The sequence below is a fragment of the Clostridium sp. HCS.1 genome (genome assembly GCF_047900555.1).
Taxonomy (GTDB): Bacteria; Bacillota; Clostridia; order Clostridiales; family Clostridiaceae; genus Clostridium.
Map to the genome: position 1 here is coordinate 620597 of NZ_CP170704.1, position 22305 is coordinate 642901.

General features: G+C 27.7%; 23 protein-coding genes. 17 read left to right on the forward strand and 6 right to left on the reverse strand.

Annotation, left to right across the window (positions count from 1 at the left end; genetic code table 11):
* Positions 1-16: 16 nt before the first annotated feature.
* From ACFYH6_RS02985 to ACFYH6_RS02995, 3 genes are all read right to left on the reverse strand, one after another.
* Complete coding sequence (locus tag ACFYH6_RS02985; protein ID WP_316343259.1) at positions 17-367, reverse strand: hypothetical protein; 351 nt, start codon at positions 365-367, stop codon at positions 17-19.
* Positions 368-584: 217 nt separating this feature from the next.
* Positions 585-1868 (reverse strand): MFS transporter, encoded by a 1284-nt coding sequence (locus ACFYH6_RS02990; RefSeq protein WP_316343260.1) that lies wholly within the window; start codon positions 1866-1868, stop codon positions 585-587.
* A 253-nt stretch (positions 1869-2121) separates the two neighbouring features.
* Positions 2122-3423 carry an ectonucleotide pyrophosphatase/phosphodiesterase gene (locus ACFYH6_RS02995; protein WP_416179167.1) on the reverse strand — a complete coding sequence of 434 codons (1302 nt, stop codon included), beginning with the start codon at positions 3421-3423 and terminating at the stop codon, positions 2122-2124.
* 148 nt (positions 3424-3571) lie between these two features.
* Between ACFYH6_RS02995 and ACFYH6_RS03000 the strand changes: the two genes are divergently transcribed.
* The 4 genes from ACFYH6_RS03000 (at position 3572) to ACFYH6_RS03015 (ending at position 6674) form a co-directional block, all read left to right on the forward strand.
* The gene (locus tag ACFYH6_RS03000; RefSeq protein ID WP_416179166.1) at positions 3572-4156 is read left to right on the forward strand and encodes a hypothetical protein; all 585 of its coding nucleotides are present in this window, start codon (positions 3572-3574) and stop codon (positions 4154-4156) included.
* Between the two features lie 67 nt (positions 4157-4223).
* Complete coding sequence (locus ACFYH6_RS03005) at positions 4224-4898, forward strand: response regulator transcription factor (RefSeq protein ID WP_416179165.1); 675 nt, start codon at positions 4224-4226, stop codon at positions 4896-4898.
* On the forward strand, positions 4891-6240 hold the full coding sequence (locus ACFYH6_RS03010; RefSeq protein ID WP_416179236.1) for a sensor histidine kinase: 1350 nt from the start codon (positions 4891-4893) through the stop codon (positions 6238-6240). The genes ACFYH6_RS03005 and ACFYH6_RS03010 overlap by 8 nt, the downstream gene beginning before the upstream one ends.
* A gap of 89 nt (positions 6241-6329) precedes the next feature.
* Positions 6330-6674 carry a hypothetical protein gene (locus ACFYH6_RS03015; protein WP_416179164.1) on the forward strand — a complete coding sequence of 115 codons (345 nt, stop codon included), beginning with the start codon at positions 6330-6332 and terminating at the stop codon, positions 6672-6674.
* A gap of 72 nt (positions 6675-6746) precedes the next feature.
* Here ACFYH6_RS03015 and ACFYH6_RS03020 read toward each other — a convergent pair whose 3' ends face one another.
* The 3 genes from ACFYH6_RS03020 to ACFYH6_RS03030 form a co-directional block, all read right to left on the reverse strand.
* Positions 6747-8489 carry a methyl-accepting chemotaxis protein gene (locus ACFYH6_RS03020; RefSeq protein WP_416179163.1) on the reverse strand — a complete coding sequence of 581 codons (1743 nt, stop codon included), beginning with the start codon at positions 8487-8489 and terminating at the stop codon, positions 6747-6749.
* Between the two features lie 113 nt (positions 8490-8602).
* Positions 8603-8767 (reverse strand): hypothetical protein, encoded by a 165-nt coding sequence (locus ACFYH6_RS03025; RefSeq protein ID WP_316345139.1) that lies wholly within the window; start codon positions 8765-8767, stop codon positions 8603-8605.
* Positions 8768-8790: 23 nt separating this feature from the next.
* Entirely contained in the window at positions 8791-9006 is a 216-nt protein-coding gene (locus ACFYH6_RS03030) for a hypothetical protein (RefSeq protein ID WP_316345138.1), read from the reverse strand.
* A 153-nt stretch (positions 9007-9159) separates the two neighbouring features.
* Between ACFYH6_RS03030 and ACFYH6_RS03035 the strand changes: the two genes are divergently transcribed.
* From ACFYH6_RS03035 to ACFYH6_RS03095, 13 genes are all read left to right on the forward strand, one after another.
* Positions 9160-9924, forward strand: coding sequence for a Cof-type HAD-IIB family hydrolase (locus tag ACFYH6_RS03035; protein ID WP_416179162.1), 765 nt, complete (start codon positions 9160-9162; stop codon positions 9922-9924).
* Between the two features lie 61 nt (positions 9925-9985).
* Positions 9986-10924, forward strand: coding sequence for a type I phosphomannose isomerase catalytic subunit (locus ACFYH6_RS03040; RefSeq protein WP_316345687.1), 939 nt, complete (start codon positions 9986-9988; stop codon positions 10922-10924).
* Between the two features lie 171 nt (positions 10925-11095).
* The gene (locus tag ACFYH6_RS03045; protein WP_316344739.1) at positions 11096-11806 is read left to right on the forward strand and encodes a GntR family transcriptional regulator; all 711 of its coding nucleotides are present in this window, start codon (positions 11096-11098) and stop codon (positions 11804-11806) included.
* Between the two features lie 115 nt (positions 11807-11921).
* Positions 11922-13322: a glycoside hydrolase family 1 protein gene (locus ACFYH6_RS03050; protein WP_416179161.1), complete on the forward strand. Its 1401-nt coding sequence runs from the start codon at positions 11922-11924 to the stop codon at positions 13320-13322.
* Between the two features lie 45 nt (positions 13323-13367).
* Positions 13368-14276, forward strand: coding sequence for an ROK family protein (locus ACFYH6_RS03055; protein WP_316344737.1), 909 nt, complete (start codon positions 13368-13370; stop codon positions 14274-14276).
* A gap of 268 nt (positions 14277-14544) precedes the next feature.
* The gene (locus tag ACFYH6_RS03060) at positions 14545-15822 is read left to right on the forward strand and encodes an ABC transporter substrate-binding protein (RefSeq protein ID WP_416179160.1); all 1278 of its coding nucleotides are present in this window, start codon (positions 14545-14547) and stop codon (positions 15820-15822) included.
* 128 nt (positions 15823-15950) lie between these two features.
* Positions 15951-16823, forward strand: a complete 873-nt coding sequence (locus tag ACFYH6_RS03065) for a carbohydrate ABC transporter permease (protein WP_416179159.1) — start codon at positions 15951-15953, stop codon at positions 16821-16823.
* Complete coding sequence (locus tag ACFYH6_RS03070; RefSeq protein ID WP_416179158.1) at positions 16823-17677, forward strand: carbohydrate ABC transporter permease; 855 nt, start codon at positions 16823-16825, stop codon at positions 17675-17677. Before ACFYH6_RS03065 ends, ACFYH6_RS03070 begins: the two co-directional genes overlap by 1 nt.
* A gap of 12 nt (positions 17678-17689) precedes the next feature.
* Positions 17690-18277 (forward strand): hypothetical protein, encoded by a 588-nt coding sequence (locus tag ACFYH6_RS03075; RefSeq protein WP_416179157.1) that lies wholly within the window; start codon positions 17690-17692, stop codon positions 18275-18277.
* A gap of 29 nt (positions 18278-18306) precedes the next feature.
* A complete protein-coding gene (locus ACFYH6_RS03080; RefSeq protein ID WP_416179156.1) occupies positions 18307-19248 on the forward strand; it encodes a glycoside hydrolase family 113 in 942 nt (313 codons plus the stop codon).
* A gap of 11 nt (positions 19249-19259) precedes the next feature.
* Positions 19260-19910, forward strand: a complete 651-nt coding sequence (locus ACFYH6_RS03085) for an SGNH/GDSL hydrolase family protein (protein ID WP_416179155.1) — start codon at positions 19260-19262, stop codon at positions 19908-19910.
* An 18-nt stretch (positions 19911-19928) separates the two neighbouring features.
* Positions 19929-20639 (forward strand): GntR family transcriptional regulator, encoded by a 711-nt coding sequence (locus ACFYH6_RS03090; RefSeq protein WP_416179154.1) that lies wholly within the window; start codon positions 19929-19931, stop codon positions 20637-20639.
* 188 nt (positions 20640-20827) lie between these two features.
* Positions 20828-22279 (forward strand): ABC transporter substrate-binding protein, encoded by a 1452-nt coding sequence (locus ACFYH6_RS03095; RefSeq protein WP_416179153.1) that lies wholly within the window; start codon positions 20828-20830, stop codon positions 22277-22279.
* Positions 22280-22305: the final 26 nt, after the last annotated feature.

The following is a 22305-nucleotide window of genomic DNA, read 5'->3' on the forward strand; positions in this document are numbered from 1 at the left end:
CCTAATAGTTTAAAAATTATTCTCTATAATCCATACCTAATACATTAAGAGTATCTTCTTCTAAATATACAACTATATATCCTAATAAATCGTCCTTTGATGTATTAAAAATTACTCTAAAAGTTTCTATATTTCTTATATCCATACTCTTCGTTTTTGTAGCAACAAAATGCTCACTTGTAAATATTACTTTCCCTATAGTTGCAGTATCTGAATTAATTATTTCTGATTTAATGGTATCATCTAACCAGTTATATGCTATTTCTCTAATTTCGTTATTAGTTTTATCAGCAGTAGTAGTATTACACCCTATTAATAGCAGTGCAAAAAATAATATTAATAATGTAGATTTTATTAAACTTTTCATCAACATAACCTCTCAATTTAATATTACGAAATATTATTTGATATTATAATACCATCAAATTCAATTTATTACCATTAAAATACTTTTTTGAAAAAATATTAATTTTTTTGTGAATATATATTTTATAAAAATAGCTCTAAAGCAAGTTAAATACTTGATTTAGGGCTATGTGAATTTTAATGTGATTTTAATTTTTGCACTTCAGAATCCGAAGAAATTACATTGATAAATCTTTATTTTTAATCATAGAAGCTTTATGATTAGTATCATCTACTCTTGTTAAGCAAAGGAATCCTATTACAAATAATACTATTAAGCTTAAAATACCATTTCTAGTATGACCAGTTGCTTGAGTTATTATTGCCATAAGGAATGGACCCATAATAGCTGCAAATTTTCCAAAGATATTATAGAAACCAAAGAATTCATTTGCATTTTCTTTAGGTACCATCTTTCCGTAGAAGGATCTAGAAATTGCTTGGATACCACCTTGAGCAGATCCAACTGCCATGGCTAAAATCCAAAAGTCTAAGGTAGTCTTTATAAAGTATCCATAAATACATATTATAGTATAAGTAATTATTCCAATATAAAGTAATTTTTTACCCCCAATTTTTTCAGATAGCTTGCCATATAATATTGTAAATGGGAAAGCTACAAATTGAGTCAATAATAAAATTATAAGTAAGGATACCATAGAAATTCCAAGGTCAGTTCCATAGGAGGAAGCCATACCTATAATAGTATCTACACCATCTATATAGAAGAAGTATGCTATTAAGAATAAGAATATATTTTTATGACTTTTAATAGCTTTAAGTGTAGTAAATAATCTTTTAAAGGATTTTTGTACAGGATTCTTTTCAGGTTCAACATAATATATTTGATTAACATTCTTTAATATTGGAATGGTAAATATCATCCACCATATTGATGTAATTAAAAAGGTTATCTTACATGCAAGGGGAAGACTAATAGGTAGAATTTCCTTTTGAGAAAGTAAAACAACTCCTATTGAAATTATAAATGGAATTGTACTTCCAATATATCCTAGAGCAAAGCCATAGGAGGAAACCTTATCCATTCTATCCTGATTAGTTACATCTATTAAAAATGCATCATAGAAAATATTAGTTCCAGAGAATCCAACTAAGGTAAAGCCGTAGCAAATTAATAATAATATAGGATTATTTTCTGGAATAAAAGCAAGTAAGGTTGTAAAAAATACACCAATACTAAAGAAGAACTTAAAAAACTTCTTTTTATTTCCCTTATAATCTGCTATGGTACCAAGAATTGGTGCAAGTAATGATACAACCATAGTAGATAAAGAAATTGTATATCCCCAAAGAGCTGTAGAATTAGCGGAGGACATTCCACCTGCTGATGCAACAGATTTGAAATATATAGGCAATACAGTAGAGGTAATTGTCATTGAATAAGCAGAGTTAGCCCAATCATAAAATGCCCAACTCTTTTCTTGTTTTGTTAAACTTTTCATATTTTCCCCCTTTAAAAATTCAGCTTGTCTGAATTTATTTTATAAGTACTCTATAAAATATAGAGTATAATTTTATGTTGAAATACATTAATGTAAGAATGAAAAAATTAAAAATGAAATTACTAAGTTTCTTCATTATTTAAATTTTAAATTATTTTTTTTAATTATAGTATTGCAAATTACATATATTGTTTGGAAGTCGACTTGGAGCTTGCGACGGAGACGGAGAACACTATATGTAATTTGCATTAACCTACTCAAAAATCCTTAATTCTGCTTCTCCGTCAGTTTTTCCAAGATCAACTCCTAGGATTTTAGCTAGTGTAGGGCCATGATTTATAAGCTTCCCACCATTAATTTTAAATCCTTTTTTTATGCCATTGCCATAAGCCATAAAGAAGGTAGTATAGTTAGCCTTTTTAGGATGATATCCATGAGTTGCCTTAGTTCTATGAGGTACCTTTCCAACTTCATTTTCTTTAACTTTTTCAATTACACTTCCTAAAGCTTCATTAACAAAATAAAAATTATTATTACCTTCAATCATAAAGCTACAATTAGGATCAGCACCTTCATTTTCAGCTTCTTTTGATGTTAATATAAATTCAATAGGTGAATTTTCGCTATTTTTTAGTTCTTCTAATAATTCCTTAACTATTGTATAAGTTTTGCTATCATTTTTATCCTTTAGATATACATAAGAAGAACCATCACAGCTTTTGGCTACAGCCTTATAGGATTTAATTACTCCTTTGTCATTAACCTTAAGTAAGCCCTTTTCCCTAAATAAGGAGTTAAGTCTAATTAAATAATCACCATCTAAAGCACTATGATCACCTAAAGCAACAATAGTACTTTCTTCAAATATATTTGCTTCTTTTAAAGTATTTATTAACTCTCCTAATCTTTCGTTATGTCTTATTAAAGCTTCATTAGCTTCTTTGCTATCATATCCATGATAATGTCTATTAGTATCAACATCTGTATAGTGAATTAATAATAAATTAGGTTTATATTTAGCAATAGTATATTTTGCAGATTCATGTACAAAATTATCTAAAGCAGGTTGAGACAAGCCATGTCTTAAATGTCCAAAACGCTTATTTAAATCTAATTGATATTTAACACTTCCAGATAAAGCAGACATAACCAATTGGTTTTGCCAAGGTTTTGGAGCAAATATTTCTGTTAAATTATAATTTATGCTGCTGCGTCCAGAAACTGGCCACAATAAAGCAGCAGTAGTTAATCCTTTTTCAGCTGCTAAATCATATAAGGTAGGAGCTTTTATATATTTCCTATACCAATACCAATTTGGGCTTATGTCAGAAAATTTATTTAAAGTATTATTTATAATCCCATGATTTTTAGGATACATACCAGTGGTAATTGTAGCATGGGCTGGGTAAGTTAATGTTGGATAAATACTCTCAACATTTGTTATTAAGCTACCGTTATCTATTAAGTATTTAAAATTATTTAATTCCTTTAGTTTATCAATATCCTCTGATGATACAGCATCAAATGATATGACTATCAAATATTTTGATTCCATTTCTCCTCCAATCTTTATAGATAGTATATTTTATATATTATTATACATAAATTTTAATAGAAATAGAATATATTGGTATAAAACATTATATTTTAATATTATAGATTTATTTATTATATAGATTTATGCAGAAGATGTGGTGATATAAATGAGCAATAATAATTGTAATCCCTTTGCTGGTGGAGAAGTTCCACCCTGTAGTGAGTTTTTAGGTAATGCTAATCCTATAATTAAAGATGGAGAATTAATTTTTAGAAATTATAATAGAGTATTTTATTTTATAAGTACAAATTCACAAATTAATAATTCCACCACAGGGTGCTTTGCCCTTGGAAGTTCAAATGTTCAAACTAATTTACAAATAAGTTTAGAAACTTTTTTAGTAGGGTTATATATAAATGAAGTAGAAATAGGTAATATTAAGCATTCTAAAGAAAATACTATTCATAGTAATAAAGAAGCCAATGATTTTATTAACACTACCCTTGAAAATAATCCAGAGATAACAGTGGACTATGCACCACAATTAATAATAGTTATATCTAACAGTAATGCTATTCTTTCTTTATATACAAATATAATAAATATATCTCCTCTAAATTATTACATCTTATTTATATTAAATAGATTAGAAAATAATCCAGGATTATTCTTTGGAAATAATTCTTATGCCACAGAAGATCCAATTAACTTTAGTTTATCAGACTTAGCCCTAATATTTCCCTTTGAGTAAAAATAATGAGATAATTATATTAGAAAACAATTTAATTAATAAATTGCTATGTGTTTATGGAGGAAATATGGAAAAGTTACTTATAGTAGAGGATGAAAAACAAATTAGTAAAGTAATGAAATTATATCTAGAGAAAGAAGGATATTTAATTGATTTAGCCAGTGATGGGAAAATAGCAGATGAATTAATAGAAAATAATACTTATGACCTTGTAATTTTAGATATTATGATGCCATATAAGGATGGATGGTATCTTTTAAAAAAGATAAAATCTATAAATAATAATACACAAGTTATTATTACTAGTGCTAGAGGAGAAGAAGAGGATAGAATCTTTGGGCTTGAGCTAGGTGCAGATGATTATATGGTTAAGCCAATAAGTATGCGAGAATTAGTATTAAGGGTTTCATTAAGACTAAGGAATTTAAAAAAAGAAGAAATAGCCGAGCTTTATTTAGGAAACTTAAAGGTAGAGAATAATAATAGAAGAGTCTTCCAAGATAATAAAGAAATAATATTAACTCCTAAGGAATATGATTTAATGTTATTCTTTATTGAAAATAAAAATAGAGTATATTCAAGAGAAGATTTAATATTAAAGGTTTGGGGATATGACTTTTATGGTGATTCAAGGACTGTTGATACTCATATAAAAAAACTTAGGGAGAAGATTACTTTCTTTAGAGATAATTTAAAAACTATATGGAGGGTAGGCTATAGCCTTACAATTGAAAATGAATAAGATAGGTAAAAGAATTATTAAATATATGATTATTGTTAATTTAATAGTAGCAGTTGTAGGAATATTATTGACTTCTTTTATACTTCCAAAGATTTATATTAACAATGAGTATTCTGATTTAGAGAAATTAAGTGAGTATGTTTTAGAAGCAGCAAAAAATGATGCAAAGGTAGATTTAGCTAATGTTTATGCTGTATTAATAGATGATGATTCAATTACAAATATGTGTAAACCAAACGGAAATGGAAAAGGACATATGGCACAAATGGGTGGTATGAATAATCCTATGAATGATATTGATTTTACTAGCATTAGTGGTAAGGAAATCTTTAAAGATAAAAATAATAATACCTATATAGGAGTAAAAATTACAACAGAATATGGGGATATAGTAGTATATAAAGAATTTGAAGAAATAAGGTCCTTAATAAAAAGTGTTAACCTTATAATGGCTTTAATATTTTTAATTTCAATTATAATTTCAAGTATTAGTGCCTTATATATGGGAAAGAAATTTTCAGAGCCAATAGTAGAATTACAAAAAAGGGCTGATAATATTTCAAAAGGAATATATTCAAAGGGGTTAGATATTAATACTAAGGATGAAATTGAAGAGTTAAATACTAGTATTGATAAAATGTCTCAGGAGCTTGAAATAAAAGATAGACTTCAAAGGGAATTTATTAGCAATGTTACTCATGATTTAAAAACCCCTTTAACTGTTATTAGAGCCAATAGTGAAGTTATAAAAGATGGATTAGTTGAAGGAAAAGAATTAATAGAATATGCTAAAAATATAATAGACGAGGTAGATATATTAGTTGACTTAGTAAATGAGATATTAGTATTAAGTAAGATTAGAGAAAATAAAAGTATTATAAATCCTAAAGATACTGATTTTATAGAATTTATCGAAGAAAGTTATTACAAATTAAAAAATACATTGAATTTAAATACAAGGCTAATTTTAAAAAGTGAAATAGAAGAAGAAAAATTCTTGGTTCCTATTGATAATAGATATCTATATAGGGTTTTAAGTAATTTTATAACTAATGCCATAAAGCATTCTAAAAGTGAGAAAAATATCATTTTAGGCGTAAGAAATGTAGTAGAAGGAATAGAAGTTTATGTTAAGGATTATGGAGTAGGCATAAATGAAACTGATGAAAAAAATATATGGGATAGATATTATAAAGGAGAAAAAAGTGGAGGAATGGGATTAGGATTAGCTATTTCAAAAGAAGTACTTACAGTACATAATTTTAATTATGGAATTAGAAGTAAGCAGATGGAAGGCTGTGAATTTTACTTTATTATCCCAAGTAATTTAATAAAGAGATAGTTTTCACAAATTAATCACAAATTAATCATTATACTATAAAAAATACTAGCTATTATATAGATATAAAGAAGTTAGGAGGAATGATGATTATGAAAAAGTTAGCTCTATCAATTGCTTTAATGTCTGTAATTATAGTTGGAGGTAGTGTTGCAACCTTTGCAGCAGAAACCAATGAAGATACTACAGTAAATGAAGCAAACATAACTACTGATGAAAGTAAAACTTATGGGAATCCAAATTGTCCTTATTATAGTGAAGAGAATAAGGGATTAGGAAATGCAGATTGTCCATATTATGAAGAAGGTGATAATGGAAATAACGAAGGGCTTGGACAAGGAAATAGATATGGTTATAATTCAGAAAATAAGGGAAATGGTAATTGCAACGGTACTGGACAAAGAATTATGAGAAATAGAAAAGCTACAAATGAATAAAAAATTGTAAGGGACAGTAGTTAGTTTTGTTTTTATAGAAAACTAATTACTGTCCCTAAATTATAAAAAGATTTAAATTTTAAATTTTGATACAAGATCAAGAAGCTCTTGAGATAACTCAACTTGTCTTGTAGCGGTATCCACCATCATTATTACAGTATCAGTAGTTTCAGTTATGCTAGTTTTTACGTTATCCACATTACCAGATGAATTTTGTGACATAGAAGCTAGTGATTGAATAGCGTCGCTTAATTCAGACATAGTTGCTGAAACTTCTTCAGACATAGCAGCTATATTTTCACTCATTTCTCTTATGAATATTCCATCCTTTTCGTATTTATTACCAACATCTATAAATTTATTAAATTCAGTCATTATTTCTTTATCAATAAAGTTTAGAAGATTATTACTACTAGTAGTAATATCATTAAAGGCAGTTTTTACTTCACTTATTGTATTTTTAACATTTTGAACAGAAGCCTTAGATTGCTCAGCAAGAACTCTAACTTCTTCAGCTACTACTGCAAAGCCTTTTCCTTGCTCACCTGCACGAGCTGCTTCAATAGCTGCATTTAATGCCAAAAGATTAGTTTGTTCTGCAATTTCTTCAATGGAGTTTGCCATATTTACTATTTCATTAACTACATTTCCTTTATCTATAGAAGATTTTATATCATTTTCAAAGTCTTTATAAATAGAATTTGTATTTTTAATTACATATTCAGTATTATCTTTAATTTTTGTAGATCTTCTTTGTATTTTTTCAGCATTCATATTACCATCATTAGCTTTTTCAGAAAGAATTCCTATGCTAGAAGAAACTTCTATTATAGATGCAGCTAACTCTTCTGTTATTGCACTAGTTTCTTGAATAGTAGAATTAATATCTTGTGTAGCCTCATTGATTTGATCAAATTGGACAGTAATTTCTTCAATTCCCATAGCAAAGTTTTCACTAGATACATTAACATCCCTAGTAGTATTTGTAACAGTATTTATTATATTTTTTAAGTTTTCTTGAGCTATATTTAAAGCCGTTGAAATTTCTCCAAATTCATCCTTGTACTTGATTTCTATACTTTCGGATAAGTCATATTTAGATAATCTATCTGATAGTTTTAATACTTTTTTTAAGGATTTTGATATTCTAGAAGTTATTATTGCTGCTGCTACTAATGCTGCTACCAATGCAAATGCTAGTACTATAGTAGATAATTCAATAGAATAACTATAAATACTTTCACTTGTTTTAATAGAATCTTTAGCCCAATCATTATTTAATTCAACTAATCTAGTTAATTTAAGTGTAAGTTCATTTCTTAAATTATCAAGTTCTTGAATATAAGTAGAGGCTTCTTCATATTTATCATCTTCTACTAAATCCATAATTTTATTAGAAGTATCAGCATTTTTCTTTATACTTTCAACTACTTCGTCAAATCTTTTCCTGTTTTCATCTGAAGTAATAGTTTTATCATATAAGTCAATTAGTTGTTCATTACGAGTATTATTATATGAGATATTTTGAATTGTTGTTTTTCTTTGAATGTTATCGTTAGTAATATTAAGTAATAGCTTACTACTAAGATAATTATATGTAGAGTTTTCACTTAATTCATTTATATATGAAATTCCAAGAGTATTATTTAAATAAAGGTTTTTACTAGCTACATTAATTTTATGCATACTGAAAATTCCTAATCCCCAAATAAATAATAATAAAACAATTAGTAAAGTAAAGGTAATTATAAGTTTAGTTGAAATCATATTGATTTTTTTTAATTTAGTGTTCTTGTTTTTTAATTTTTTTTTCATACCAATCTCCTTATATATTAAAAATAAATTAAGCAAATAAAAAAAGATAACCAATTTAATTATCGATATAAAATAAAGATAATTAAGTGGTTATCATAAATAATTATTTAATATTAATAAAACTGATTGGTTTTACTTACTCTATCTATGTGCTCCCTATCAAAGTTATAATCAAAGGAAGCTGATTGGTTATTTGGTTTTATTGGTGTGGCAAAATCTTTATTTTTCATAGGAATTGTTCCATCTGTTCTTTTCTTTTTATTATTAGATTTAGACATAGTACATTCCTCCTATAAATTTTTTAAATATCATCACTTAAAGGTGTATCCAACTGTTCTGTGTAATCAAATTCTGCATTAGAAATATTATTTACAACAATTGGATCTTCAACAGTACTAGGTAATATTGAAGAGGGACCTTCTACTTTACCATGGCTAATTAAAGAATGTGCTTCTGGAGCATATCCTGTTCTATGTTCTGGTAAATAAATGTTTTTGTTATTTTGAATATTTGACATATAAACTCCTCCTTATATAAATATTATTTGAAGGAAAGGATTTTTAATTCCTAGTATTATCTTCTAATATTGTATTAGTAAAATAAAATTTATAAGTAGAGGTTAATAAATTATGGTAAAATAATCTTGAGAAAAAGAGTTAAGGGGGTTAAAATGAGAAAATTATTAGCTACAGATTTAGATGGAACTTTATTAAAGGATAATAAAGTTACTAAAGAAAATAATTATTTTGTTTATAAACTTCAAAAGGAAGGAAACCTATTAGTAATTTCAACTGGAAGACCTTATAATGGAATAGGTATGCTAAAAGAAGAAAGTAATATAATTGCAAATTATTATATATTGTTAAATGGAGCATTAGTTGTAGATTCATTAGGAAATATCATTGAGCAAAGGTTTATAGAAAAAGATATTATAGAAAATATTCTTGAAAATATATTTGATGATAATACTTTTATTTCTTTAGAATCAGGATATGTTACATATATATTAACAGAGGGTGATGATTTACCATATCCTATTAAAATAAGAGTAAATTCCTTCAAAGAAATAAAAGAAAATATAAGTTTAATTACCATGTATAGTCCTAAGAAGGAAATAAATGAAATTGAAAATATTAAAAATAACATAAATGAAAAATATGGAGATAGTATTATTGCCTATAGAAATGATAAATACATAGATATAGTTCCATTAGGATGTTCAAAAGGAAATGCCTTAAGGGATTTAATAGAAAAAGAACAAATTACTGAAGAGAATGTTTATGCTATAGGGGATTCATGGAATGATGTTAGCATGTTTGAAGCTGTAAAACATTCTTTTACCTTTCACTATGCTGAAGATGAACTAAAAAGATATTCAAAATATATAGTTTCATCAGTTGCAGAATGTATTGAAAAATTTATGTTGGTCAATTAATTCAAAATATATATAATTATAAATACAAAGTATATATTTTTTGCTTAAAAGGAGGAAAATTATGTATCCAATTAAATTCGAAAATTTATATTATGAAAAAATTTGGGGTGGAAGAGATTTTGAGAATTTTAGAAATAATCTTCCAGAAGGTGAAATAGGAGAAAGCTGGGATATAGCTTGCCATCCAAATGGAACTGGAATAGTGGAAAATGGTGAATTTAAAGGAATTAAATTTGATGAGTTAATAAATAGATTTGGACATGCTTTAGTTGGTAATAAAGTAACATTAGAAAAATTTCCTTTACTAATTAAATTAATAAATTCAAAAGAAAAATTATCAGTACAAGTCCATCCAGGAGATGAATATGCAGCAAAGTATGAAGGCGATTATGGTAAGACTGAAGCTTGGTATGTTATAGATGCAAAACCAGGAGCTTCTTTAATAGTTGGGACAAAGAAGTGCACTAAAGAAGAATTTGAAGCAGCAATAAAGAATAATACAGTGGAAGAATGCTTAAATAAAATTAAAGTTAAAAAAGGAGATTGCTTCTTAATTAATAGTGGGTTAGTACATGCTATTTGTGAAGGGGTTATTATAGCAGAAATCCAACAAAATAGTGATGTAACTTATAGAGTTTATGATTATGGAAGACCAAGAGAAATTCATGTTGATAAAGCCCTTGATGTTATTAATTTTGACCTTCAATGTGAAAATTTAAGTGAGAAGGAAGAAGTTAAGTACGAAGGATATTCACAAAGTATTCTTTGCAAAAATCAATATTTTGGAATAGAAAAAATATCAATAGATAGTGAATACCTTGATAAAAGTAATGAAGATAACTTTGATATGTATACTTGTGTTGAAGGTGAAGGAACAATTGAAGGTAAAGACTTCCTAGAAAATATAAAAATGGGTGATAGCTTCTTAATTCCAGCAACTTTAGGAAGTTATAAAATTAAAGGAAATATTAAAGTATTAAAGAGTTACCCAGTAGTTTAATATCGAAAACTTACAAATTATAATTAAAAGATTAAAACTCCGAAAGGAGTTTTTTTCTTTAATTTACAGTTTTAAAAAGTTATTGCTTTTTAATTGTAGATATATACTTTATGATATATATACTTTATAATATATAATATATGTATTTAATAGAAGATAAGGGGATTTTAAATGACTAAATATGAGGAAATAGCTACTTCCATAAAACATAAAATAGCCAGTGGGGAATATAAAGCTAATGATCAATTACCTTTTGAAAAAGATATGTGTGAAAAATTTAATGCTAGTAAGATGACTGTAAAAAAAGCATTAGATTTATTAGTTGCTGAAGGTTTAATAGTAAAAAGAAGAGGATCAGGTACCTTCGTAAAGGATATATCACAGGATGAAATAGAGGATTTGTCTATTCAAAATCAATTTGCAGGATTAACAGCCACTATGGTTGGGCATAATGTAGAAACTAAAATATTAGATTTTAAAATTATAAATGCAGATGATAAGGTGGCTGAAAATCTAAAGATTGAAAAGGATGATTTTGTTTGTTTTATACATAGAGTTAGATATGTAGATGGAAAAGCAATTGTTATAGAAAAAACATATATGCCATTATATCTTTTCCCTTCAATAAAGAAGCCAGATGTTGAAGGATCAATTTATAGTTATATAGAAGATAAATTAAAATATAAGATACAAAGCTGTCATTCTACAGCAAGAGCAAGAAAATCAGATGAGCTAGATAAGAAATATTTAAAATTACTAAGTGATGAACCTGTACTTGAAATAGAAAGAATCGGATATTTAGACAACGGAAAAGTATTTGAATATTCATTTTCAAGACATAGATATGATACCCATGAATTTAAAGCTATAATTATCAAATAATTATAGCTATTTTTACAAGTTTCAATCTAAATATATATATATTATACAAAAGTATAGACATATTTTAAGTATATAGATATAATTTATTTATAATAGCTAGAGGAGGAGAAGGAACATGGGAAATAAATATATTTTTCCTGAAGGTTTTTGGTGGGGATCAGCAACTTCAGGACCACAAAGCGAAGGTAATTTTAATAAGAGGAATAAAAATCTTTTCGATTATTGGTATGAAATAGAGCCAGAGGCATTCTTTGATAGGATAGGGCCAGATGTTACATCAAATTTTTATAATTCCTATAAAGAAGATATAGCAATGATTAAGGAAATTGGATTAAATAGCTTAAGAACTTCTATTCAATGGACTCGTCTTATTAAAAATTTTGAGACTGGAGAAGTTGATGAAGATGGAGTAAAGTTTTATAATAATGTTATTGATGAAATTGTAAAAAATGGAATGATTCCTGTGATGAATTTACATCATTTTGATTTACCAATAGAATTGTATGAAAAGTATGGTGGATGGGAATCAAAATATGTGGTTGATTTATTTGTTAAATTTGCAAAGGTAGCCTTTGATTTATTTGCAGATAGGGTTAAATATTGGACAACCTTCAATGAACCAATTGTAATAGTTGAAGGAGAATATCTATATAAGTTCCATTATCCTAAAATAGTAGATGGTAAAAAAGCAATGCAAGTTTTGTATAACTTAAATTTAGCTTCAGCTAAGGTAATTAAGGAATATAAAGATGGTGGATATGGAAAAGATGGTGGACAAATTGGTATAGTATTAAATCTAACTCCTGCATATCCAAGAGATGCTAAAAATGAAAAGGATTTAGAAGCTTCTAAAATTGCTGATAACTTCTTTAATAACTCATTTTTAAATCCAGCAGTAAAAGGAGAGTTTCCAAAGGACCTTGTAAAGCTTTTAAAAGATGAAAATGTGCTTTGGAAATACACAAATGAAGAATTAGATATTATTAAAAACTATACTGTAGACTTTTTAGGGGTTAATTATTATCAACCAAGAAGGGTAAAGGCAAAGGAGAGCGACTTCGATAATTCTAATGGATGGATGCCTGATAAATACTTTGATAATTATGAAATGCCAGGAAGAAGAATGAATATATACAGAGGTTGGGAGATATATCCTGAAGCTATTTATGATATTGCAATTAATATAAGAGACAATTATAACAATATACCATGGTATATTTCTGAAAATGGTATGGGAGTTGAAGGAGAAGATAAATTTATAAATTCTGAAGGATATATAGAAGATGATTATAGAATAGACTTTTTAAAAGAACATTTAAGTTATCTTCATAAAGCTATTGAAGAAGGTTCTAATTGCTTTGGATATCATTCATGGACTCCTATAGATTGTTGGTCTTGGACTAATGCTTATAAAAATAGATATGGATATATAGCTGTAGATTTAAATACGCAAAAGAAAACTATAAAGAAGTCAGGAAAATGGATAAAAGAAGTGTCTAAAAATAATGGGTTTTAAATAGACTATATTAAGTCTAAATATTTTATATAAGGGAGAGAAATGATGAAGAGCTATATTGTATTTGATATTGGTGGAAGTAGTGTAAAATATGCTATTATGACAGAAAAAGGAGAATTTATAAAAAAAGGAAGTTATAAATCAGTAAGAAATAATTTTGATGATTTTAAGTCTTCTATGATTTCAGAAGTAGAAAAGGCTAAGGAAGAGTATAATATAGCAGGGGTAGCTGTTAGTGCTCCAGGAGGAGTAGACAGCGATACTGGAATAATTGGAGGAGCAAGTGCTTTGCCTTGTATTCATGGACCTAACTTTAAGAAAATATTTGGAGAAGATTTAGGACTAACTTTGGAAATAGAAAATGATGCAAATTGTGCAGCTTTAGGTGAAGTTTGGAGAGGTAGTGCAAAGGATAATAATGATGTACTTTTTGTAGTTTGTGGAACTGGAATAGGTGGAGCTGTAATTAAAGATAAGAAAATTCATAAGGGAAACAATCTTCATGGTGGAGAGTTTGGATATTTCATTTTAGAAGCTAATAAAAATGGAGAAGATTCAATCTTTAAGACTTGGAGTGAAGTAGGAGCAACTGGAGCATTAGCAAAAAATGTTGCTAAGCTAAAGGGACTTTCAGAGGATGAAATAGATGGAAGAAAGATATTTGAATTAGCTGAATCAGGAGATGAGGATTGTATTAAGGCAATAGATGAATTTTATTTTAATAATGCAATAGGAATATTTAACTTACAATACACTTATGATCCAGAAAAAATAGTAATTGGTGGAGCAATTAGTGGTAGGGAAGATTTTATAGATAGAATAAATGAAAAGCTAGATATTATAATGAATAAAATTACTGCTGCTAAGGTAAGACCAGTAATAGAAAAATGTAAATTTGAAAATGATGCAAATCTCATGGGTGCATTATTCCATTACTTACAAAGAAATAACTAATAAAATCCCCAGGGGACCAAATAATGTAAAAAGCTATCACTAGTGGATACAAATCTACTAATGATAGCTTTTTTTATTAGAAATTTATAAAATATTACCGTATTAATATTTTTATATAATAAACTCGAAAAATGAATATAACTTAAAAATAAAAGTATATTTATAAATATAAAAAGTATAGACATTTAAAATAAAGGGTGATAAAATTGTATTTAAAGGAAACGTTTTCTAAAAAGTATAAAAGGTAATATAAATGGGAGGGAAATTAATGAAAAAGAAATTAATAAGCACTATTTGTTTATCAATTTTTGCTGCAACACTTTTTGTAGGTTGTGGTTCAAAGACAACATCAAAGGAAGAGGGAGTTACGCTAAAGGTATTAACACATAGAACAGATATTATTGATACTACTCTTAAAGAAATTGGAGATGAGTATTATAACAAAACTGGAGTAAAGATTGAATGGGAAGGGATAACAGATTACGAAGGTGTTGTTAAGACAAGAATGAACACTAATGATTATGGAGATGTACTTAATATATTACCAGCTATTACTGCTGAAGAATTATCACAATTCTTTGAACCATTAGGAACTGTAGAGGAACTTAAAGATTATAGGTCAATTAATCAAAGAGCAGATAAAGATACCGTTTATGGAATTCCTAATGGACTTGGAGCAAATGGAATAGTTTATAACAAAAAAGTTGTTGCACAAGCAGGATATAATGAATTTCCAAAAACATTAGATGAACTTTATGATTTAGCGGACAAGCTTGCTAAACTTGGTGGAGTAGTACCACTAGCAATAAATTCTAAAGATAAGTGGCCTTTAGGGCAATATGATTCAGTAGCAACTGTAGCTTATGGAACTCCATATTATTATAGAGATATGGGAAAAATGGATAATGCATTATTATCAGGAAAACCAACAGGAGATGTATTAGAAATATTATATAAATTTGTAAGCAGTGGTTGGGTTGAAGGAGATTTAACTACAACTAACTGGGAGCAATCAAAGGTTGATATGGCAAATGGAAAGATAGCTATGATGGCTTTAGGAATGTGGGCAGTTCCTCAAGTTCAAGGGCTTTCATCAAGTCCAGAAGATATTGGGATAGCACCATTCCCAACAAATAATACTGGTAAATTAAAAGCAGAAGCTGGTCCAGATCAATATATAGCAGTAAGTAAGCATTCAAAATATAAAGAAGAAGCTATAGATTTTGTAAAATTCTATACTACCTCAGGCTATGCTGATAAAGAAGGTTTAATACCATCAAGTACAAAACAAGAATCAACAAATCCTGTTGTTAAAGGATATATGAATTCTGGAGTTGAATTAATGTTCTCAGATCCAGCAGAAACTGACCAAGCAGCAAGTGATTTAACTACTAATATAGCAGCTGATGCAGGAATTAAATTCTGGGAAGGAACTTATATTCAAGAAGCAGTAATTGCAGCAAAGAAGAGTCGTGCTGATTTTGAATCTGTTGTTAATAAATATAACGATAATTGGCAAAAGAGTAAGGAAAAATTAAGCAAATAAATATGTATTTTAAAAGATAATTTTATATTAGGCTGTCGCATAATAAAAAAATAAAAAGATGTAATAATAGTTTGAGTTGTTTTGCGGCAGCTTAAACTTTATTCTTTATTAAGTAGGAGGATGGGGTCTTGTTTAGTAGATTAGATTATAAATATCAAAGAAGAATAATAATATTCTTATTTTTAATAATACCACTAACCTTTTTAGTGTTATTCACCTATTTACCAGCAATAAATATGATATCCTATAGCTTTACAAGCTGGAAGGGATATGGAACAAAGACCTTTGTTGGATTGCAAAATTACATAGATATATTTAGTAATCCAGATATTTTTGGAGCATTTAAAAATAGTATTTATTATTTTGTAGGTGGAATAATTCAATTAATTTTAGCTTTTTACTTAGCTGTATTAGTTAATTCAAAATTAAAAGGTAAGAACTTTTTCAAATCCATATTTTTCTTTCCATATTTAATTAATGGAGTTGCTATTTCATTAATGTTTTTATTCTTCTTTCAACCAGAAGGAACTTTAGATACAATAATGAAAATATTTGGTCTAGAGAAATTTATAACATTATGGCTAGGAAATGAAAATGCAGTTAATTATTCATTAGCATTTACATCAGTTTGGAGATATATAGGATATAGCTTCATTATTTTCTTAGGAGCTATGCAATCAGTATCCACAGAAGTTCTTGAAGCTGCTGAAATAGATGGAGCAGGAGAATGGCATAAAATTAGATATATATTAGTTCCATCAGTAAAAAATATAATTAAGCTAAATTTAATTCTTAATATATCAGGAGCTATTTCAGTATTTGAAATACCATATATTATGACTGGGGGAGCTAATGGAAGTTCAACCTTTGTAATTGAAACTATGAATACTGCCTTTAAGTTTAATCAAGTAGGAAAGGCATCAGCTATGGCAGTAGTAGTAATGTTTGTAGTTGCAACTGTTGCACTTATTCAAAATATTTTCTTTAAGGAGGAAAAATAATGAGTGAAAAAGATATACTGAAATCAAAAATAAGGAAAATTGCTTGGAATATATTAAAGTATATATCATGTATATTAGCAGCATTCATATTTATACTTCCAATATTGACTATATTTTTAGCATCTTTCAAGGGATATGAAGAGTTTTATGAGTCTAGTAAATTAGCACTACCAAAGCATTTATTTAATTTTTCTAACTATGCAACAGCCTTTGTAGATGGTGGAATGTTAAATGGATTTAAGAATACTGCAATTATTATGGTTATTTCCTTAGCAGGAACTATATTAATGGGGGCTATGGTTGCCTTTGTTCTTCAAAGATTTGATTTTAAATTAAAGAAATTAATTTTACTTATGTATTTATTTCCAATGTTTTTACCTATGGTTACTACACAGGTTGCAACTTTCCAAATTATTTCTAAACTGGGATTATACAACACTATTTGGGCACCTATAATTTTGTATCTAGGTGCAGATGTAATGAGTATTTATATAATGATGCAGTTTATGGAGTCCATTCCTATTGCTAATGATGAAGCAGCTATGTTAGATGGAGCATCTTATTTATATATTTTTAATAAATTAATTTTACCTTTATTAAAACCAGCAATAGCCACAATTATTATTTTAAGAGGAGTTGGAATATATAATGACTTTTATACACCATTCCTATATGCACCAAGCCAAGAATTAGGAACAGTTGCTACATCATTATACAAGTTTATAGGACCTTATGGAGGTCAATGGAATGTAATAGCAGCAGGAGTAATATTAATTATGATTCCAACAGCAATAGTATTTATAGCCTTACAAAAATATATTTATAATGGCTTTGTAGATGGAGCTGTTAAATAAGAGGGGTATAGAATGAATAACAAGACTTTTAAATTTGTAAATACACTTTATGTAATAATGATAACAAATATATTAGCTATAGTTTATCTTGCTTTAGGATTATTTTCCTTCACCTTAGTTCCCGTTATTTTTACTGTAATTGAAGTTATGAAGGAATTAATAGATGAAGAGATAGATGGTTATTCAGGAATTATAAAATATTTTACTTCAAAATTCCTTATTAATTTAATGAAACATAAGAGGGAAGAAGTTTTAACTGGGATTTATACATTAATGCTATTGATAGCTATATTTTTATTAAAAAGAATTAGTATCCCATATGCTACTAGTGTAAATATGCTCTTTATGTACATTTACACAATTATAAGTGTTTATTGGAGCTACTATGCTCTAAGGACATTATATGAAGAGAAGAATTTCAATTATATGAATATAGTAATTATAATGTTTAAAAATATTAAAGCACTTTTAAAGACTATTTTTATCTTTATTGCTTTAATACTTTTAGGAATAGCTATGAAAGAAATATTAGTATTATTTTCAATTAGTTTATTTGGATTTTTATTTGTAAAGTTAAATCATAAAGCTATTACAAATTAATAAAAGGATCAAAATCTATAGGAGGAGATATGAGAAGAAATTTTGAAATAAGAAGCTTTAATTTTATTACATGGAATTGGTCAAAAGATGTAATTAGTGAAGATGTAAAAAGAGAAATAGATTACCAGATAGAAAAATGTTATGTGAATACAATAACTTTTTCCTTTGCAGCAGTACAAGAACATTGCTATTCAACTGATATTTTCTGGCAAGGTAAGCACATGCCAAAGGAAACAGAGTTAGTAGAATTAATAAATTATGCTAAAAGTAAAGATTTAAAGGTTATATTAAAGCCAATGCTGAATGTTATGGATGGATATTGGAGAGCCTATATTAGATTTTTTGATGAAGATGTTCCTTGTGAACCTAAGTGGAGGGATTGGTTTAATAATTATAATAATTACTTGCTTTACTATGCTGAATTTTGTGAGAAAAATAATGTGGATATGCTTATCATTGGCTGTGAAATGGTTGGAACTGATCATAGAGAAGAGGAATGGAGATATTTAGTTTCAGAAATAAGGAAGATTTATAGTGGAAAACTAACTTATAATTGTGATAAATACCAAGAGCATAATGTTAAATGGTGGGATAGCTTAGATTATATATCATCATCAGGTTATTATCCATTAGGACATATTGGAAAAGAACTTGATAGGATAGAAAGAGTAGTTAATAAGTATAATAAGCCCTTTTTCTTTGCAGAAGCAGGATGTCCATCAGTTAAAGCTTCGGGAAAGGCACCTAATGATTGGTGTGTAACCATAAATGGTGAGGAAAGTGAAAAGGAACAATATGAATTTTATAATGAATTATTAAAAGAAAGTATTAATAAAAATTTTATAAAAGGATTTTGCTTTTGGGACTGGCCGATGAAATCCCCCAAAAAAGAAGAAGAGAAACTTATTAGGGATTATAGCGTTAAGTTTAAATTAGCCGAAAGTGTAATTGCTAGGTACTTTAAGGGTTAGGAGTGGGTTAGATGTTATTAGAAAAAAACACAAAATTAGTTATGATAGGAGATTCAATAACAGATTGTGGTAGAAGATTACCTATAGGAGAAGGAAGCAATGGAGCAGAAGGTTTCGGATATGTATGTTTTGTTTCTAGCTTATTAAAGAACTTCTATAAGGATAATAATAATAGAGTAATTAATATGGGTGTTAGTGGAGATAGAGTAAGGGAATTAAAAGAGAGATGGGATAGAGATGTACTTGAATTAAATCCAGATTATTTATCAATAATGGTAGGTATAAATGATATTTGGAGACAATTTGAACATCCTCTTAGAATAGAAGAACATGTGTATATAGATGAATATAGAAATACTTTAGAAGAATTAATAAAAAAAACATTGCCTAGTTTAAAGAAGTTAATATTAATTACACCATTTTTTATTGAAAGCAATAAAAGTGATTTAATGAGAGTAGAAGTAGAGAAGTACGGAGAAGTAGTTAAGGAACTAGCAGATAAGTATGATGCTATATTTGTAGATACACAAAAAGCCTTTGATGAGCTTTTAGAAAATAATTATTCAGCTACCTTTGCATTAGATAGAGTTCATCCAAATGCAACAGGTCATATGGCTATAGCAAGAGCATTTTTAAATTCTATAGACTTTAGTTGGCTGTAAATATAAGAGAGAGAGATTATGTTAAAGTATGTTGAAATATCTAATGATATAAGAAAAAAGATAATAGATGGGAAGTATCTACCTAATGAAAGACTTCCCTTTGAAAAAGAGATATGTGATAAATATAATTCAAGTAAGATGACAGTGAAAAAGGCCTTAGATATATTAGTTGCAGAAGGTCTTTTAGTTAAGAGAAGAGGTAGTGGCACCTTTGTTAAAGATATAAATCCAAAGGAAAGAGATAATTTAATAGCTTCTACTCAATTTAGAGGTCTATCTTCCTTCTATGTAAATCATAAGATTGAAAGTAATATTATTGAATATAAAGTAATCAATGCAGATAATAACATTGCAAAAAAATTATTAGTAACTGAAGAGGATTTTGTATACAAAATAATTCGTGTAAGGGTAGTAGATGGTGTTTCAGCTGTTTTAGAAGAAATGTATATGCCAATTCAAATAATACCAGGCTTAAAGAAACAGCATTTATCTGGATCAATTTATGAGTATATAGAAAGAATACTTAACTTAAAAATAAAAAGTGCTCATAGGACAATAACTATAAAGAAGTCTTCAGAATATGAGCAAAAGCTTTTAAATATTAAAAAGAATGAGCCTTTAGGAATAATAGAACAAGTAGCATACTTAGATAATGGGCAAGCTTTTGAATATTCTATAGTTACTCATAAGTGTGAAGATTTTAAAGTGAATTCTGTAGTATTTAGATAATTTTAAATTTCATAGATGAAAGTAAAAATAGCCCTAAGAGTTAATAGCTCTTGGGGCTATTTTTGTTTACTTTATATAATTTACCTAGATTTAGTTAATGAAATATAAAATAAGTACACTATAAAAGGATATTTATACATATTATAATAATTCTTATAAAAGCTATGAAATAAGGAGGAAGGCAGATAATGAGAAAAATAAAAAAGATGGTTGCCCTTGCGACATGCACAATAATGGCAATTTCAGCTATATTAACAGGATGTGGGAATTCAACAGAAGCTTCTGGCTCAAATAACGGCACTCCAACTACTTTAACTTGGTATACCATTGGAGAAGAACCAAAGGATTTAGATAAGGTATTAGCTGAAGCAAATAAATACTTAGAAGAAAAAATAAATGCTAATATAAACATGAAATTTATAGGATTTGGGGATTATAATCAAAAAATGTCTGTTGTAATTAATTCAGGTGAAGATTATGATCTAGCCTTTACATCTTCATGGGCAGGAGATTATTTAGGAAATTCCAGAAAAGGAGCTTTCTTAGAATTAGATGATTATTTAAATTCTGATTCTGGAAAGGATTTAAAAGAAGCTATCGATCCAAGATTTTGGGAAGGAGCAACTATAGATGGAAAAGTTTATGCTGCACCAAATCAAAAAGAACTGGGAGTAGCACCAATGTGGGTATTTACTAAAGAATACGTAGATAAATATAATATACCATATCAAGATATACATAGCTTAGAAGATTTAGAGCCATGGTTAAAAGTTATTAAGGAAAATGAACCAGATGTAGTTCCTTTATATATTACCAAAGGCTTCTCTTATGGAGTGTTCTTTGATTCAATAGTAGATCCAGTTGGTATAGAATCAGATGACACATCTTTAACTATAAAGAATATATTTGAAACACAACAAATGAAAGATAGATTAAATACTTTAAGAAAGTATTATCAAGCTGGATATATAAATGCAGACTCTGCAACTGCTCAAGATGATAAATCAGTTAAAAGATTTGTAACAAAAGCAGATGGACAACCTTATGCTGATGAACTTTGGTCAAAATCACTAAACTACCCTGTAGTTTCAAGTCCTATAGTACAGACCTTAATTACAAATGGTTCTACAACAGGGTCATTAGTTGCAATATCAAGCAATTCAAAAAATAAAGATAAGGCTTTTGAATTCTTATCATTATTGAATACAGATAAAACTTTAAGAAATATTATAAACTTTGGTGTAGAAGGTCTTCATTATGAAAAAGTTGGAGAGGATCATATAAAGCTTATTAATCCAGAACAAAAAAATTATGATGTACCATATTTTTCATTAGGAAATTTATTTATAACTTATAAACTAGAAGGTGAACCAGATACTAAATGGGAAGAATTTAAAGAATTCAACGATAATTCTATAATGTCACCAGCCCTAGGATTTAAGTTTGATTCTTCAAGTGTATCTAATGAAATTGCTGCAATAAATAATGTTATAGAAGAATTTAAATCAGCTATTTTTAGTGGCTCAGTTGATGTAGATGAATACTTAGAAAAATTAAATGCTAAGTTAAAAGAACAAGGAGTAGATAGAGTTATAGCTGAAATGCAAAAACAAATAGATGAATGGAAAGAAACTAGATAATTTAAATAATAAATGGAGCTATACTA

Coding starts and splice junctions, on each gene's coding strand:
- ACFYH6_RS02985 (WP_316343259.1), bottom strand. CDS start 367: ATGAAAAGTTTAATAAAATCTACATTATTAATATTATTTTTTGCACTG.
- ACFYH6_RS02990 (WP_316343260.1), bottom strand. CDS start 1,868: ATGAAAAGTTTAACAAAACAAGAAAAGAGTTGGGCATTTTATGATTGG.
- ACFYH6_RS02995 (WP_416179167.1), bottom strand. CDS start 3,423: ATGGAATCAAAATATTTGATAGTCATATCATTTGATGCTGTATCATCA.
- ACFYH6_RS03000 (WP_416179166.1), top strand. CDS start 3,572: ATGAGCAATAATAATTGTAATCCCTTTGCTGGTGGAGAAGTTCCACCC.
- ACFYH6_RS03005 (WP_416179165.1), top strand. CDS start 4,224: ATGGAAAAGTTACTTATAGTAGAGGATGAAAAACAAATTAGTAAAGTA.
- ACFYH6_RS03010 (WP_416179236.1), top strand. CDS start 4,891: ATGAATAAGATAGGTAAAAGAATTATTAAATATATGATTATTGTTAAT.
- ACFYH6_RS03015 (WP_416179164.1), top strand. CDS start 6,330: ATGAAAAAGTTAGCTCTATCAATTGCTTTAATGTCTGTAATTATAGTT.
- ACFYH6_RS03020 (WP_416179163.1), bottom strand. CDS start 8,489: ATGAAAAAAAAATTAAAAAACAAGAACACTAAATTAAAAAAAATCAAT.
- ACFYH6_RS03025 (WP_316345139.1), bottom strand. CDS start 8,767: ATGTCTAAATCTAATAATAAAAAGAAAAGAACAGATGGAACAATTCCT.
- ACFYH6_RS03030 (WP_316345138.1), bottom strand. CDS start 9,006: ATGTCAAATATTCAAAATAACAAAAACATTTATTTACCAGAACATAGA.
- ACFYH6_RS03035 (WP_416179162.1), top strand. CDS start 9,160: ATGAGAAAATTATTAGCTACAGATTTAGATGGAACTTTATTAAAGGAT.
- ACFYH6_RS03040 (WP_316345687.1), top strand. CDS start 9,986: ATGTATCCAATTAAATTCGAAAATTTATATTATGAAAAAATTTGGGGT.
- ACFYH6_RS03045 (WP_316344739.1), top strand. CDS start 11,096: ATGACTAAATATGAGGAAATAGCTACTTCCATAAAACATAAAATAGCC.
- ACFYH6_RS03050 (WP_416179161.1), top strand. CDS start 11,922: ATGGGAAATAAATATATTTTTCCTGAAGGTTTTTGGTGGGGATCAGCA.
- ACFYH6_RS03055 (WP_316344737.1), top strand. CDS start 13,368: ATGAAGAGCTATATTGTATTTGATATTGGTGGAAGTAGTGTAAAATAT.
- ACFYH6_RS03060 (WP_416179160.1), top strand. CDS start 14,545: ATGAAAAAGAAATTAATAAGCACTATTTGTTTATCAATTTTTGCTGCA.
- ACFYH6_RS03070 (WP_416179158.1), top strand. CDS start 16,823: ATGAGTGAAAAAGATATACTGAAATCAAAAATAAGGAAAATTGCTTGG.
- ACFYH6_RS03075 (WP_416179157.1), top strand. CDS start 17,690: ATGAATAACAAGACTTTTAAATTTGTAAATACACTTTATGTAATAATG.
- ACFYH6_RS03080 (WP_416179156.1), top strand. CDS start 18,307: ATGAGAAGAAATTTTGAAATAAGAAGCTTTAATTTTATTACATGGAAT.
- ACFYH6_RS03085 (WP_416179155.1), top strand. CDS start 19,260: ATGTTATTAGAAAAAAACACAAAATTAGTTATGATAGGAGATTCAATA.
- ACFYH6_RS03090 (WP_416179154.1), top strand. CDS start 19,929: ATGTTAAAGTATGTTGAAATATCTAATGATATAAGAAAAAAGATAATA.
- ACFYH6_RS03095 (WP_416179153.1), top strand. CDS start 20,828: ATGAGAAAAATAAAAAAGATGGTTGCCCTTGCGACATGCACAATAATG.